At 64.7% G+C, this 14200-nt stretch carries 14 protein-coding genes; 9 read left to right on the top strand and 5 right to left on the bottom strand.

Annotation, left to right across the window (positions count from 1 at the left end; genetic code table 11):
• The first annotated feature begins 28 nt into the window (after nt 1-28).
• From IVB48_RS27370 to IVB48_RS27350, 5 genes are all read left to right on the top strand, one after another.
• A complete protein-coding gene (locus tag IVB48_RS27370) occupies nt 29-982 on the top strand; it encodes a DMT family transporter (RefSeq protein WP_247404749.1) in 954 nt (317 codons plus the stop codon).
• A gap of 12 nt (nt 983-994) precedes the next feature.
• Nucleotides 995-2278, top strand: a complete 1284-nt coding sequence (ispG, locus tag IVB48_RS27365; protein WP_247404745.1) for a flavodoxin-dependent (E)-4-hydroxy-3-methylbut-2-enyl-diphosphate synthase — start codon at nt 995-997, stop codon at nt 2276-2278.
• Between the two features lie 240 nt (nt 2279-2518).
• Nucleotides 2519-3415 (top strand): TauD/TfdA family dioxygenase, encoded by an 897-nt coding sequence (locus tag IVB48_RS27360; protein WP_247404741.1) that lies wholly within the window; start codon nt 2519-2521, stop codon nt 3413-3415.
• Between the two features lie 86 nt (nt 3416-3501).
• Nucleotides 3502-4839 carry a Rieske 2Fe-2S domain-containing protein gene (locus IVB48_RS27355; protein WP_247404739.1) on the top strand — a complete coding sequence of 446 codons (1338 nt, stop codon included), beginning with the start codon at nt 3502-3504 and terminating at the stop codon, nt 4837-4839.
• A 3-nt stretch (nt 4840-4842) separates the two neighbouring features.
• Nucleotides 4843-5664, top strand: a complete 822-nt coding sequence (locus tag IVB48_RS27350; RefSeq protein WP_247404738.1) for an N-acetylmuramoyl-L-alanine amidase — start codon at nt 4843-4845, stop codon at nt 5662-5664.
• Nucleotides 5665-5690: 26 nt separating this feature from the next.
• On the opposite strand, the gene IVB48_RS27345 is transcribed toward IVB48_RS27350, so the two are convergent.
• From IVB48_RS27345 to IVB48_RS27335, 3 genes are all read right to left on the bottom strand, one after another.
• A complete protein-coding gene (locus IVB48_RS27345; protein ID WP_247404736.1) occupies nt 5691-7298 on the bottom strand; it encodes a Na+/H+ antiporter in 1608 nt (535 codons plus the stop codon).
• Between the two features lie 48 nt (nt 7299-7346).
• Nucleotides 7347-8216 (bottom strand): class A beta-lactamase, encoded by an 870-nt coding sequence (gene bla, locus IVB48_RS27340; protein ID WP_247357516.1) that lies wholly within the window; start codon nt 8214-8216, stop codon nt 7347-7349.
• A gap of 139 nt (nt 8217-8355) precedes the next feature.
• Nucleotides 8356-8730, bottom strand: a complete 375-nt coding sequence (locus IVB48_RS27335) for a nuclear transport factor 2 family protein (RefSeq protein ID WP_247404734.1) — start codon at nt 8728-8730, stop codon at nt 8356-8358.
• A 92-nt stretch (nt 8731-8822) separates the two neighbouring features.
• Between IVB48_RS27335 and IVB48_RS27330 the strand changes: the two genes are divergently transcribed.
• Nucleotides 8823-9251 (top strand): GFA family protein, encoded by a 429-nt coding sequence (locus IVB48_RS27330; RefSeq protein ID WP_247404732.1) that lies wholly within the window; start codon nt 8823-8825, stop codon nt 9249-9251.
• 180 nt (nt 9252-9431) lie between these two features.
• Nucleotides 9432-11255 (top strand): caspase family protein, encoded by a 1824-nt coding sequence (locus IVB48_RS27325; RefSeq protein ID WP_247404729.1) that lies wholly within the window; start codon nt 9432-9434, stop codon nt 11253-11255.
• Nucleotides 11256-11271: 16 nt separating this feature from the next.
• On the opposite strand, the gene IVB48_RS27320 is transcribed toward IVB48_RS27325, so the two are convergent.
• Together IVB48_RS27320 and IVB48_RS27315 are read right to left on the bottom strand one after the other, a co-directional pair.
• The gene (locus IVB48_RS27320; protein ID WP_027566020.1) at nt 11272-11964 is read right to left on the bottom strand and encodes a DUF1345 domain-containing protein; all 693 of its coding nucleotides are present in this window, start codon (nt 11962-11964) and stop codon (nt 11272-11274) included.
• Nucleotides 11965-11971: 7 nt separating this feature from the next.
• Nucleotides 11972-12895 (bottom strand): polyprenyl synthetase family protein, encoded by a 924-nt coding sequence (locus tag IVB48_RS27315; RefSeq protein WP_027566019.1) that lies wholly within the window; start codon nt 12893-12895, stop codon nt 11972-11974.
• 160 nt (nt 12896-13055) lie between these two features.
• Between IVB48_RS27315 and mtgA the strand changes: the two genes are divergently transcribed.
• Nucleotides 13056-13730, top strand: coding sequence for a monofunctional biosynthetic peptidoglycan transglycosylase (gene mtgA / locus IVB48_RS27310; protein ID WP_247404726.1), 675 nt, complete (start codon nt 13056-13058; stop codon nt 13728-13730).
• A 169-nt stretch (nt 13731-13899) separates the two neighbouring features.
• A complete protein-coding gene (gene rpmF, locus IVB48_RS27305) occupies nt 13900-14082 on the top strand; it encodes a 50S ribosomal protein L32 (RefSeq protein WP_007598106.1) in 183 nt (60 codons plus the stop codon).
• The last annotated feature ends 118 nt before the right edge of the window (nt 14083-14200 follow it).

Genomic DNA, 14200 nt, shown 5'->3' with positions numbered 1-14200 from the left:
CGGCGCAAAGCCGGTTTTTCAGGAAGAAATGTCCTCACCTCAAGCCATACCGTCCGCCGGTCGTCCCCTCAGTGCCGGCGCCATCGCCCTGATGCTCATGCTGTGCCTGACCTGGGGATTCAACCAGATCGCAGTGAAACTGGTGCTGCCGGACATCCCGCCGATGCTTCAGGCCACGTTCCGCTCGATGGGCGCGCTGCCGGTGCTGTTCATCATCGGCAGCTTGCGCGGCGTTAAATTCTTCGAACGCGACGGCACCTGGAAGCCGGGCGTCATCGCCGGACTGATGTTCGGCATCGAGTTCGTGCTGATCTTTCAGGGCCTGCGTTTCACACCGGCATCGCGGGCCGTCGTGTTCCTCTACACCGCGCCGTTCTTCGTTGCGCTCGGCTCCTACCAGGTGCTCGGCGAGCGACTTGGCGGGACGCAATGGCTGGGGCTCGCCATCAGCTTTGCCGGCGTCGCACTCGCGATCGGCGTGCCGCAGCCCAACGTCGATTCGCATGTTCTGCTCGGCGACCTCATGATCGTCGGCGGCGCCGCGCTGTGGGCGGCGACCACGCTGGTTGCCAAGGGCACCCGGCTGCGCTTCGCGGCGCCTGAAAAGGCACTCGGCTATCAGGTCGCGACCTCGATCCCGATCCTCGGCACGGCCGCCTGGCTGTTCGGGGAGACCATCCCCCACACCCCGTCGCCGCTGTCGCTGGGCCTGATGGCCTTCCAGGCCATCTGGGTGGTAGGAACCACGTTCACGCTTTGGTTCGCACTGGTGAAGACCTATTCGGCCAGCAAATTGTCGGCTTTTACCTTCATCACCCCTTTGTTTGGCGTGGTGGGTAGCTATTTCATCATGCACGACACCCTGAGCCTGACATTCGGGGCCGCTGCGGTCCTTGTAATTGCTGGGCTTTTTCTGGTTAACCGTCCCGGCCAATCCGCGGCGGCGCCGCGCGATGCATTGCTGAACGTCACCAAAACCTGATATTTGGACGCCATGAACAAGCTCGAAAACACCATCGATTCCGACATCGCGGGGCCTGCGCCGCGTCATCACACCACCCAGGTCAAGGTCGGCGACGTTGCCGTCGGCGGCGGTGCGCCGATCGTCGTGCAGTCGATGACCAACACCGACACAGCCGATATCGACGGCACCATTGCCCAGGTCGCAGCGCTCGCCCGCGCCGGTTCCGAGCTGGTCCGCATCACCGTCGACCGCGAGGAGGCGGCAGCTGCCGTTCCGCATATCCGCGACGGCCTGCTCAAGCTCGGTCTCACCACGCCCCTGATCGGCGACTTCCACTATATCGGCCACAAGCTGCTCGCGGCCTATCCGGCCTGCGCCGAGGCGCTCGCCAAATATCGCATCAATCCCGGCAATGTCGGCTTCAAGGACAAGCGCGACACCCAGTTCGCCGACATCATCGAGATCGCCAACAAGAACAGCAAGCCGGTCCGCATCGGCGCCAATTGGGGCTCGCTCGACCAGGAGCTGCTGACCAGGCTGATGGATGAGAACACCGCCTCGGCCAATCCGCGCGATGCGCGCGCGGTGATGCGCGAAGCCATGGTGCAGTCGGCGCTGCTCTCGGCGGCACGCGCCGAAGAGCTCGGCATGCCCAAGGACCGCATCATCCTGTCGGCCAAGGTCTCGGCGGTGCAGGATCTGATCGCGGTCTACGAGGTTCTCGCCAGCCGTTCCGATTACGCCATCCATCTCGGCCTCACCGAAGCCGGCATGGGCACCAAGGGCATCGTCGCCTCCTCCGCCGCGCTGGGCATCCTGCTGCAGCAGGGCATCGGTGACACCATCCGGATATCGCTGACGCCGGAGCCCGGCGGCGACCGCACCCGTGAGGTGCAGGTCGGCCAGGAGCTCTTGCAGACCATGGGCTTCCGCACCTTCGTGCCGCTGGTTGCGGCATGCCCCGGCTGCGGCCGCACCACCTCGACCACTTTCCAGGAGCTGGCCCAATCGATCCAGGGTTTCATCCGCGACGAGATGCCGACCTGGAAGACGAAATATCCCGGCGTGGAAGAGCTCAACGTCGCGGTGATGGGCTGCATCGTCAACGGCCCCGGCGAATCCAAGCACGCCAATATCGGCATCTCGCTGCCGGGCACGGGCGAAGCGCCGGCTGCCCCGGTGTTCGTCGACGGCAAGAAGTTCCGCACCCTGCGCGGCCCGACCATCTCCGCCGACTTCAAGGCGCTCGTGATCGACTACATCGAGCAGCGCTACGGCCAGGGCGTCAAGGTGCCGGTGACCGCGGCGGAGTAGTATTGCTCCGCTCGCGCCTCATACTGAGCTGTCGTCCCGGCGGAGGCCGGGACCCATAACCACAGGATTGGTGGTTAGAACGAGCTGTCGCTCCGAGTTTTCGCCAAACCAAATCCTGTGGTTATGGGTCCCGGATCTGCGCTTCGCTTGTCCGGGACGACGGGCGGTGTTTGCAATGCAGATTGCACATCCTTAACTGCGCGCTACCATGCTCCCAATCAAACGATCGGGAGACACGCCATGAGCTCACTCACCGGCAAGCAGGGTCCGCGCTATCGCCACGCGACGGACGACGGCGTGCCGTACGAGACCATCGCGGTCGAAAAGCTCACCCCGATCATCGGCGCGGAAATCTCCGGCGTCGACATCGGCAAGCTCGTTTCCGACGATGCCCGCTCCAACCGCCAGATGGACGAGGTCCATCGCGCGCTCGCCGAAAACCTCGTCATCTTCTTCCGCGACCAGACCATCACGCCACAACAGCATCTCGCCTTCGGCCGTAAGTTCGGCGAGCTGCATTTCCATCCTGCCGCGCCGCATGAGGACGAAGACCCGGCGCTGATGAAGATCTATGCGGATGCGAATTCGCCGCGCGCCAACGGCGAGGGTTGGCATTCCGACGTATCCTGCGATCTCGAGCCGCCGATGGGCTCGATCCTCTACATCAAGCAGTGCCCGCCGCGCGGCGGCGACACGCTCTTCGCCAACATGTATGCCGCCTACGAGGCACTATCGGATCGGATGAAGGCCTATCTCGACGGGTTGATCGCGCTGCATGACGGCGAGCCGATCTATCGCGGGCTCTACGCCAATTACGGCGTCGCCGACCGCCCGTCCTATCCGAGTGCCGAGCATCCCGTGGTGCGCACGCATCCGGTCACCGGCAAGAAGGCGCTCTACGTCAACCGCGGCTTCACCCGCCACATCAACGGAATCCCGCGCGACGAGAGCGATGCGATGCTTGCCTATCTCTACCAGCACGCCGAGAATCCGCTGTTCCAGTGCCGCTTTCGCTGGACCGAGAATGCCATCGCCTTCTGGGACAACCGCTGCACCCAGCACCGCGCGATGTGGGACTACTGGCCGCACACGCGCTCCGGCACGCGCGTGACGGTGAAGGGGGAGCGGCCGGTTTAACCCGCCTGCGCACCGCGTTCCGCGTTGACGTATTCCCGCGTCCGCGCCAATCTTGCCGAAAACAAAGACCGTCGGGAGGATTTTCCATGCTCCGCGCCGAGGACAACAAATTCCTGACGGAATCGGGCTCTGGAACGGGAATGGGCGAGCTGCTGCGCCGGTTCTGGATCCCCGTGCTGCTGTCGGAAGAACTCCCCGAGCCCGACGGCGAGCCGAAGAAGATCATCGTTCTCGGCGAGGAGCTGCTCGCCTTCCGCGATACCCGCGGCGTTGTCGGATTAATCGACCAGTACTGCCCGCATCGCGGCGCCAATCTCTGGCTCGGGCGCAACGAGGAATGCGGCATCCGCTGCGTCTATCATGGCTGGAAGTTCGACACCGATGGAAGGTGCGTCGACATGCCGACCTCCTATCCCGATCTCAACGCCAAGGATCTCATCCGCATCAAATCCTATCCGGCGCGCGAATGGGGCGAGATGATCTGGGCCTATATGGGTCCCGCGGACGCGATGCCCGAGCTGCCCGATCTCGAAATGGCGCTGCTGCCGGCCTCGCACCGGTACGTCAGCAAGAAATGGCAGGACTGCAACTGGGTGCAGGCGCTGGAAGGCTCGATCGACACCGCGCATTTCACCTTCGCCCATCTCTCCTTCGACAAGGAGGAGAACGAGATTCTGGATATCAAGAAGGATTTTGTGAATCCGATCGCGCGGATGTCGAGCGATCACATGCGCTGGATCGCCGAAGACCCGCGTCCCGTGATCAAGATCGCTCCGCACGATGCGGGCCTCACCATCGCCGGCGGGCGGCTCACGGGCCGCGATGACATCTACTGGCGCATTGCGCAGTTCCTGATGCCGTTCCACGCCTATGCCCCGAGCGCGATGCCGGGCGAGAACATCTTTGGCCAGACCTTCGTGCCCGTCACCGACACCAATTGCTGGATCTACACCTATGCCTGGAATCCGGAGCGGCCGCTGACGCAAGCCGAGCGTGACGCCTTTGACCGCGGCAATGGCGTGATCGCGGAGGTCGGCGACAATTACGTGCCGCTGCGCCACAAGGGCAACGACTATCTGATCCACCGCAAGCTGCAGAAGACCAGGAGCTACACCGGCATCAAGGGCGTCTCCGAACAGGATGCGGCCGTGCAGGACAGCCAGGGCCCGATCGCCGACCGCAGCCGCGAGCATCTCGGACCGACCGATCTCGGTATCATGCATTTCCGGAAAGTCGTGATGGAGCTGGCGCGGGCGCTTCAGCAGGGCGAGCCGCCGCCGCACGCCGCACATCAGGATCGCTACGCCGTGCGCTCGGGCGCCTGCGTCACCAGCAAGACCAAGGACCTTTCCGCGGTGATGCTGGAGCGTTTCGGCGACGTCATAGGCTTTGTCGGCCGGCCGCGAACAGCGGCAGCGGAGTAGCACTTGGGGCAGCCGCGCAGTATCATCGCAAGTCTCGTCTCGACGCTGGTCGCGTCGATCCTGCTATGGTCGCTGGCGCCTGCAGGCACCGGTCATGCTGCTATCGCGCGAAAAATCGTGAAGCCCAAGCCGCCGCACGCGCCGGTCAAATGTGAGATGTCGAAATTCCGGATCGTCGTGGATGTCGGGCACACCCCGGACTCCTACGGCGCGTTGAGCGCACGCAACGACACGGAGTTCGGCTTCAACTTCCGGCTTGCAGGTCTGATCACGGCGAAGCTCAAAGCCGAAGGCTTTGCCGCGGCCCGCCTGCTCGTCACGGCCGGCAAGGCGCGGCCGAGCCTGCTCAAACGCGTCAGCACCGCGAATGACGCCCGGGCCGATCTCTTCCTGTCGATCCATCACGATTCGGTGCCGGACAAGCTGATCGAGACCTGGGAGTTCGACGGCGCGAACAGCTATTTCAGCGACCGCTTTTCGGGCCACTCTCTGTTCGTGTCGCAGCGGAATCCGCACTACGCTGCGAGCCTGATGCTGGCCCGGATGATCGGCCGGCAGCTAAAGGATCAGGACCTGCATTATGCCGGCCAATATGCCCTGCCGGTGATGGGCCGCTACCGGCGCCAATTGCTCGACAAGGATGTCGGCGTCTACCGCTATGACGGGCTCGTCGTGCTCTCGCAAACCCGCAGCGCCGCAGTGCTGCTCGAAGCGGGCTCCATCATCAACCGCGACGAGGAGATGGCGATGAACTCGCCGGAGCGGCAGGAGATCATTGCGGGCGCCGTGGCGGTGGCGATGAGGGAGTTTTGCGAGAGACGGTAGATCGCTACGCTCGCAATGACGAGAATCTATAGCGGCCCGCCTCGATACTCCCGGTTCGCCAAACTCGCCTCCTCCAGGTCCAGATCCCGCTCGATCCTCCGGCGCGTCTCGTCGGTGATCTGGCCGTCGCGCAGCAGGTCGTGGATGAATTTGCGCTCGGCGGCGATCAGGTCCCGAGTCAGGGCGGTGCCGGCGGCGGAGACGTCGTGGTGGGTGGGCTCGAGCGAATCGGGCAGCTGGTTGACCCGGATCTCGTGTCGCGCGCGCAGGAGCCGCATTACCTCGTCCGACACGTCCTTCTCCTCGGTCAGCGCGTCGAGTGACTTCAGGGCGGCATCGAGGGCCTGGCGCCGTGCTGCGATCTCGGACTCGTGCTCGGCGGCATGCTCGTTGCGACCGGCTTCCGCGACACCGAGCCAACGCACCACCGGAGGCAGCGTGAGGCCGACGCCGATCAACGTGATGAAGATGACACCGAAGGCGACGAACAGGACCAGGTCGCGAAACGGAAAGGCCTCGCCGCCCGGCAGCGTGAACGGCAGCGCCAGCGCCGCCGCCAGCGACACCGCGCCGCGCACGCCGGTGAACGCAAGCACGAACGGCCATTGCCATGGTGGTGACGGATCGCGCGCGCGCAGCGACTTGCTGAGCATCCGCGGCAGATAGGTCGCGGGATAGAGCCAGGCGAAGCGCGCGATCACGACGACCGCCAGCACCACGGCAGTCGCAATCATGATGTCGTCGAGCGGAAACGCCTTCGACTTCTCGTACAGCGCGCGCATCTGGAACCCCGTGAGCAGGAACAGCAAGCCCTCGATCAGATAGATCACGAGGTCCCAGAAGAAGATTCCTTGCAGGCGCGTCGATGCCGAGATCAGCAGCGGCCCGTTCCAGCTCACATAGAGACCACAGGCGACGGTGGCGATCACGCCGGAGCCGCCGAGATGCTCGGGCAGCCAGTAGGACACGTAGGGCGTGATCAGCGACAGTGTCAGCTCGACCTGCGGATCCCCCGACCATTTGCGGAACCGTAGGGAGAGCCAGCCGACACCGATGCCGAAGGCGATCTCGCCAGCGACGATGAGCAAGAACTCGCCGCCTGCCAGGGGCAGCGAGAAATGCCCGACCATGATCGCGGCGAGCGCGAAGCGGTAGAGGATCAGCGCGGTGGCGTCATTCGCGAGCCCTTCGCCTTCGAGGATGACCATGAGCCTGCGCGGCAAGTGCAGCCGGCGCGCGATCGCGAGCGGCGCCACCACGTCGGGCGGCGCCACGATGGCGCCGAGCAGGAAGCCGATCGTCCAGGGCAGGCCGATGAAATAATGCGTGGCGGTTGCGACCAGCGCTGTGGTGAAGATCACCGCGCCGACCGCGAGCAGCACGATCGGACGAAGATTCTTTTTGAATTCGCGCCAGCTCATCGCGACGCTCGCCGAGTAGATCAGCGGCGGCAGCACCATCAGCAGCACCAGTTCCGGCGGCAGCTCGATCGGCGGCATGCCCGGCACGAAGGCGAGGCCGACGCCGGAGAGCATCAGCAGAATGGCAGGCGCGATGTTGAAGCGGCGGGCGACAAGCGCGGTGCCCGCCAGCACGGCGAGCAGGATGAGAAAGGTCTGAAATTTCGCTTCCATGATGATCTGTCTTCACCCGGAAGCGGTCGCAACGTCAATGCGTGCGGCCTACACCAGCCGCTCGGCCACCATGCGGCCGATGCGTGCGAACACGGTTTCGATCTGCGCCGCGGTCGGCGTGCCGCCCTGAGTATAGGCCGCGATCAGGATCGGTGCATCGGGCTTCGTGTCGATTTTGGGCCAGGCCACTGCGATGTCGCCGGAGGCGTCCTTGCCGTTGTTGCCGGTCTTGTCGCCGATCTTCCAGCTTGCGGGGAGCCCGCCACGCAGCCGGTTCGCGCCGGTCTTGCAACCCACCAGCCACTCCGTGAGCTGCGCGCGCGAGGTGGCCGACAGCGCCTCGCCCGTGAGCAGCCGGCGCAGATTGCCTGCCATCGCCGCCGGCGTCGTGGTGTCGTGGGGATCACCGGGCGGTGAGCGGTTGAGCTCGGGCTCATTGTGGTCGAGCCGCGAGGTGGTGTCGCCGAGTGAGCGCCAGAATGCCGTGAGCGCGGCGGGGCCGCCGATCCGTGCCAACAGCAAATTGGCGCAGGTGTTGTCGCTGAGCTCGACGATCGCCTTGCACATCTCGGTGACCGACATTGCGCCGGCGGCAATGTTCTGCCTGGCGACCGGTGCGTACTCCAGCAGGTCGGCCTTGCCGTACGGGATCATGGCCGCAAGCTGATCCTCGCCACGATCGACCCGCGCCAGGACGCAAGCCGCCAGCGAAGCCTTGAATGTCGAGCACATGACGAACCGTTCGTCAGCGCGCCAGGCGAGCTTTGCGCCGGTCGCGAGGTTTTCGGCATAGACCCCGATCCGGCCGCCACTCTCGCGCTCATAGGTTTCGAGCTCAGGCTGCGCGTCCGCGGCGAGCGCAGGGGAGGCGGCCATCCAGCACAGCGAGGCGAGCAGCGAACGGCGGTCGAGAAGCATGGGGAACTCTTGGGCGAGACGGGGCGGGGTGGAGATGCGGCATGCACTCCATCCGCATCGTCATTGCTTCGCTGCGCTCGTAATGACGGAGGATGTGGGACAAGTGCGCCCGATTTCGGGCAGCGGAAGGTCGCGCCCCTCACTCCCGCAGGTCATACCGATAGGATTTCGACACGATCTGCCAGCCGTCGGCGAGCTTCATCGCCACCAGATAGTCGGTGAAAAAACGCGGCGGCAATTGGCACCGGACCTTGATGAAGGCGGTCTTGTCGTCCGAACGGTCGATGGTGACGATGAAATCCTCGCGCGCCTTGCCTTCGGCCTTGCCGGAGGGACGCTTGCGCACGCGGTCGAGCCAGTCCGGCAGGGTCAGCACCTGCAGCTCGCCCTTCTCGACCCAGCGCAAATCGGCGGAGGGGTGGAAGATGGCGCCGAGTTTTTCGGCATCGCCCTCGTAAAGTCCGTCGAAGTAAGATTGCACGACGGCTTCGACGCTCGAACGGTTCTGGCTCATGGTCATCCCTTTGAATGATGGCTCAGGGCGAACTTAGTCGTACACGTCAAAATGCGCTATGGTGTCCGTACCATTGGCGCAAGGACGCTGTGATGACCGGATCAGAGAATTCGAACGCTTCCTTCCTGATCGGCGAATGCTACTGCCGCACCGTGCGCTACGAGGTGGCGGACGCGTTCTCCTATGCGATGAACTGCCACTGCTCGGATTGCCGCCGCACCACCGGCGCCGCCTTCAAGCCGTTCGCCGGCATTGAGCAGAGCAAGCTCCGCATCGTCAGGGGCGAGAACCAGCGCACCATCTACGGTGACGACACCACCCACGACGCCCACTGCGCCCGTTGCGGCTCGCTGCTTTATTCCCGCGTGCGCGAGGGAAAATGGGTCCATGTCGCCATGGGAACCCTGGTCGATGCCCCCTCGATCCGACCCAACGCCCACATTTTCGTTGGCTCGAAGGCGCCCTGGCACGAGATTACGGATAATCTGCCGCAATATCGGGGCCACGTGGGAGATGCCTGAGGGAACCTGCTGTGGGATTGTTTCTCGGCGAACCGCGCCCGGACTGGCGCGACAAACAAAAGGGGCCTTTCGGCCTGCCGCTGGCGCCACCTTCGTGACCTCCATCACAAGCGCTTGCGGCGGATCCTGCTAAAGCCATCCCAAAGGGGCTTGAAATGCCCTGAACCCGGAAGTCGTGTCATGCGCCAATTGCTCAGACTTTGCCCACTTCTCCTCGTCGTCGCGCTGCTATTCGGCACCGGGCCCGCTTTCGCCGGGAAGCGCGTCGCGCTGGTGATCGCCAACTCCGCCTATCAGCATGCGCCGTCGCTTACGAACCCCGTCAATGACGGTTCGGTGATGGCCAGGACGCTGAAGGAGGCCGGGTTCGACATCGTCGATTCCCGGCGCGATCTGACGGCGCAGGAGACGCGGCGCGTGCTGCGCGAATTCGCCGACGGGACCCGCGATGCCGATATCGCCGTAGTCTATTATGCCGGCCACGGCATCGAGGTCGAAGGCTCGAATTATCTGATCCCTGTCGACGCCAAGCTGGAGCGTGACACCGACGTCTTTGACGAGGCGCTCTCCCTCGACCGCGTCCTGGTCGCGGTCGAACCGGCCAAGCAGCTTCGCCTGGTGATCCTGGATGCCTGCCGTGACAATCCGTTCGGCAAGACCATGAAGCGCACGGTCGCCTCGCGCGGCATCGGCCGCGGCCTCGCCCAGGTTGAGCCGACCAGCTCCAACACGCTGATCGCCTATTCGGCCAAGGCCGGCTTCACGGCGCAGGACGGCGACGGTGCGAACAGCCCCTTCACCGTGGCGCTGTCGAAGCATCTGACGACGCCCGGCCTCGACGTCCGCCGCGCCTTCGGCTTCGTGCGCGACGACGTGCTCAAGTCGACAGGTAACAAGCAGGAGCCGTTCGTCTATGGCTCGCTCGGCGGCGAAGACGTTCCGCTGGTGCCGGTCAAGGTGACCGCTGCGGCTGCCGCTGCGCCCGCGCCGAATCCTCAGGCTGACATCCGCCGCGATTACGAACTCGCGCTCCAGGTCGGCAACAGGCCGGCGTGGGATGCCTTCCTTGCCCAGCATCCCGACGGCTTCTATGCGAGCCTCGCCAAGCTTCAGGTCGAAAAAATCGGCGCCGAACAGGCTCATGCGGCGGCCACCGAGAAGGCCAAGCAGGCCGAGGCCGAGCGCGATCGTCTCGCCGCGGTTGGCGCGCAGAAGGATACGCAGGCCAAGGCAGCCGCCGATGCGAAGGCCGCAGAGCAGGTCCAGCTTGCCGCGCAAAAGGCCAAGGAGCAGGCGCAGCAGCAGGCGGCCGCCGCCGAGCAGCAGCGCGTCAATCTCGCCGCCGCGGCGCCGAGTGCAGCGCCCGCCAGCACGGCGAGCCCAGCCGGCACCAACGTCGCGTCGCTGACGCCGGCCATCGCGCCGGCCGATCTCAGCCGCTCGGTGCAGACCGAGCTCGGCCGCGTCGGCTGCTTCTCCGGCGCCGCCGACGGCAACTGGACCCCGTCCGCACAGCGCTCGTTGTCGCAGTTCAACCGTTATGCCGGCACCAAGCTCGACGTGAAGGTGGCGAGCACCGATGCACTCGACACGGTCAAGTCGAAACAGTCGCGCGTCTGTCCGCTGGTTTGCGAGCACGGCTTCAAGGCCGACGGCGACAAGTGCACCAGGATCGTTTGCCGTGATGGCTATGCGCTCAACGACGACAACGAGTGCGAGAAGCAGCGTGCCGCCAGGCCCGCCAAGCCTGCGACTGCAAAGCGTGACGACGGCGACGAGCGTCCCGCACGGCAGCGTCGTCAAGCCGGCGGTGAAGCTGCCGGAGCAGCTGGCGGCTTTGGCGCTGCCGGCATTGCTGCTGCTGCTGGCGCCAGCCGCCCCTCGAGTGGCGGACAGCTATTCTGCAATAACGGCGGCTGCCGTCCGGTCAACCGCGGCTGCCATCTCGAATATCGCGGCGGCGGCGGCCCCGGCAATGATGCCAATGCCGAGGTCTGTAATTAGGATTGCGGAAGTGAGTTCAAGTTGAGATCGCGCTGGCCGCGATGTTGACGGTCAGCGCCAGCAAGGCCGTGTTGTAGATGAATGAGACGATGCCGTGTGCGGTGGCGGTGCGGCGGATGGTCTTGTCGGAGATGCCGACATCGGAGACCTGCGCGGTCATGCCGATCACGAACGAGAAGTAGACGAAGTCCCAATAATCCGCGTGGTCTTCCTTGTCGCCGCTGGGAAACTGAAGGCCGCCCGGCGTGGCGTGCCGGTAATAATCATGCGCGTAATGCAGGGCGAAGATCGTGTGCACGGCGGCCCATGACAATACGATGGTGGTGATTGCGATGCTCAGCTCCAGGACGCCGCGATGCGGCGTTCCAAGCTCCGAGACGATCGCGGCGATGCTGGCGAAGGCGCCGATCGCCGTCACCAGCAGGATAACGAAGCGACCGTCGTCCTGCATCGCTGCGGCGCGGCGGATGTGCTGGTGGTCGTTGCACAGCATCATCGCGTAGACCAGCACCAGATAAACGGCGATCAACGCATCCCAGCCGAACAGAAGCCGCGTGACCAGCCGGTGCGAACCCGGGATGAGCAGGCAGACGAGAATACCAACGGCAAGCGACATGAACGTCCGCGGACGCGCATAAATCAGCCGCATCGGCCGCGACATCTTGCGAAAGCGGGCGAGGGCGGGGTCTTCCTTGTTGCCGCCCGCCATCGCGCTATCAGCTCTTCCGTTCGGCCACGAACCGCGCAGCCGCTTGCAGCACGGCGGCGCGATCGCCGAAAATCGAGACCGCGCTGTCGGCGCGCGCGAGCAGGTCGCGCACGCGCTGCTTGGCGCCTTCGATGCCGAGCTGGGTGACAAAGGTGGTCTTGCCGAGAGCTGCATCGGCGCCGGCAGGCTTGCCGAGCGCGGCGGCATCGCCTTCGACGTCGAGCAGGTCGTCGGCGATCTGGAAGGCTTCACCGAGCGCGCGGCCGTAATCGTCGAGCGCCTGATATTCTTTTTGCGAGGCCTGACCGAGGATCGCGCCGGCGATGCAGCCGTAGCGCAGCAGCGCGCCGGTCTTCATCTGCTGAATGCGGGCGACGTCGATCGGCTCGTTGCCGCCAAAGCGGCCTTCGCCGGCAAGGTCGAGAATCTGGCCACCGACCATGCCGCCGATGCCGGCGCAGCGCGCCAGTGCGCGGGTCAGCAAAAGCCTGACATTGGCGTCGCGATGGATCTCGTCGCGGGTGATGATGTCGAAGGCGAGCGTCAGGAGGCCGTCACCGGCGAGGATCGCGGTCGCGTCGTCGGTCTTCTTGTGCAAGGTCGGACGGCCGCGGCGCAGGTCCGAATTGTCCATCGCCGGCAGATCGTCGTGGATCAGCGAGTAGCAGTGGATGCATTCGAGCGCCGCACCGACGAGCAGCGCGGCTTCGCGCGGCACGCCGAACACGGCCGCGCTCTCGACCACCAGGAAGGGCCGCAGGCGCTTGCCGCCGTTGAGGCTCGAATAGCGCATTGCGTCCATCAGTCGCTTGGGCCGGGCGATCTCATCGGGCAGGATGTCGTCCGACAGCAGGCGCCCGAGCAGCGCCTCGGTGTCATCAGCGGTCTTGTCCAGACGTTTGGCGAAATCGGACGGGGACGTGCCGGTCATCAAGAAGGGCTCCAGAACTAAAATTCGGCGGGACAATCCTTTATGCGCCCGCCTCAGTCAATCGTTTGGAAGGCCTAAAAAGTGCTGGAAAAGGCCCGAATTATCACAGACTTAATGCCGGGCCCGTGGCCGCGTTTCGTTCTGCGCCGGAAAGGTTGATTTGCGCGTCGTCAAAATCCTTCTCCTGGTGCTCGCGGTCGCGGTTCTCGCGCCCTATGTCGTCGCGCCGTTCTACCGCGCCGGCCATCCCGTTTCGACGCTGATGATCTGGCGCTCGCTTCGGGGTGCGCCGATGCAGCGGGAATGGATCGATCTGGCGGCGATGTCGCCCTCGCTGCCACGCTCGGTGGTGGCGGCCGAGGACGCCCATTTCTGCAAGCATCACGGTATCGACTGGGGGGCGCTGCGTGAGGCGGTCGACGATGCCCGGGAGGACGGCACCCCGTTCCGGGGCGCTTCCACCATCACCCAGCAGGTGGCGAAAAACCTGTTCCTCTGGCAGGGGCGGGACTTCGTCCGCAAGGCGCTGGAATTCCCGCTGGCGCTGTGGATCGATCTCGTGCTGCCCAAGGCACGGATCCTGGAGATTTACCTCAACATCGCTGAGCTGGGACCACAGGGCCAGTTTGGGACCGAGGCGGGCAGCGCCTATGCCTTCGGCAAATCGGCGGCGAACCTCTCCCCCCGGGAGGCGGCGCTTCTGGCCTCGATCCTGCCGAATCCGGTCAAACGCAGCGCCAGGACGCCGGGACCGGGTGTCCGGCGGCTGGCCGGGACCTATGTGGCGAGGGCGCAGGCCAGCTCGCTTTCGACCTGCTGGCGGGAGAATCGCTGATTTCCGGTCCTTTTCGGGCGCATTTTCCGGCCCAGAGCCCTAGATTTAAGGCAGGCCTTCCTCTATAAGCCCGGCCTTGACCGGCATTCAGCTCGCCTCGGTTTGCGGGTGCTGAGCCGTCCCCTCGCGGACGATGCCCTGATGACACCAATCCCTAGAGGATACTGAAATGGCCGTTCCGAGAAGAAAAACCTCGCCGTCGCGCCGCGGCATGCGCCGCTCGGCCGACGCCATCAAGAAGCCGACCTATGTGGAAGACAAGGACTCCGGCGAGCTCCGTCGTCCGCATCATCTCGACCTCAAGACCGGCATGTACAAGGGCCGTCAGGTCCTGAAGAAGAAAGAGTCCTGAATTCAGGACCTTTCCCAGGCAGGATGATTTCGCCTGCCTGATTTCGGCCAATCCATGAGATATGACAGTGACGGCGGCGGAGCGAATGCTTCGCCGCCGCATTGTCCTGTCTGGATTT

Origin of the sequence: Bradyrhizobium sp. 76 (genome assembly GCF_023073025.1) — a bacterium.
Classification (GTDB): domain Bacteria; phylum Pseudomonadota; class Alphaproteobacteria; order Rhizobiales; family Xanthobacteraceae; genus Bradyrhizobium.
The sequence above is the reverse complement of the archived record's forward strand: the minus strand, read 5'-3'. Positions and strand labels throughout refer to the sequence as shown.

Excerpts from the sequence above, each read along its gene's own strand:
- IVB48_RS27330 (WP_247404732.1), top strand. The coding sequence starts at position 8,823 with ATGACCGGATCAGAGAATTCGAACGCTTCCTTCCTGATCGGCGAATGC.
- IVB48_RS27360 (WP_247404741.1), top strand. The coding sequence starts at position 2,519 with ATGAGCTCACTCACCGGCAAGCAGGGTCCGCGCTATCGCCACGCGACG.
- IVB48_RS27345 (WP_247404736.1), bottom strand. The coding sequence starts at position 7,298 with ATGGAAGCGAAATTTCAGACCTTTCTCATCCTGCTCGCCGTGCTGGCG.
- ispG (WP_247404745.1), top strand. The coding sequence starts at position 995 with ATGAACAAGCTCGAAAACACCATCGATTCCGACATCGCGGGGCCTGCG.
- rpmF (WP_007598106.1), top strand. The coding sequence starts at position 13,900 with ATGGCCGTTCCGAGAAGAAAAACCTCGCCGTCGCGCCGCGGCATGCGC.
- IVB48_RS27335 (WP_247404734.1), bottom strand. The coding sequence starts at position 8,730 with ATGAGCCAGAACCGTTCGAGCGTCGAAGCCGTCGTGCAATCTTACTTC.
- IVB48_RS27320 (WP_027566020.1), bottom strand. The coding sequence starts at position 11,964 with ATGGCGGGCGGCAACAAGGAAGACCCCGCCCTCGCCCGCTTTCGCAAG.
- IVB48_RS27355 (WP_247404739.1), top strand. The coding sequence starts at position 3,502 with ATGCTCCGCGCCGAGGACAACAAATTCCTGACGGAATCGGGCTCTGGA.
- IVB48_RS27315 (WP_027566019.1), bottom strand. The coding sequence starts at position 12,895 with ATGACCGGCACGTCCCCGTCCGATTTCGCCAAACGTCTGGACAAGACC.
- IVB48_RS27325 (WP_247404729.1), top strand. The coding sequence starts at position 9,432 with ATGCGCCAATTGCTCAGACTTTGCCCACTTCTCCTCGTCGTCGCGCTG.
- IVB48_RS27370 (WP_247404749.1), top strand. The coding sequence starts at position 29 with ATGTCCTCACCTCAAGCCATACCGTCCGCCGGTCGTCCCCTCAGTGCC.
- bla (WP_247357516.1), bottom strand. The coding sequence starts at position 8,216 with ATGCTTCTCGACCGCCGTTCGCTGCTCGCCTCGCTGTGCTGGATGGCC.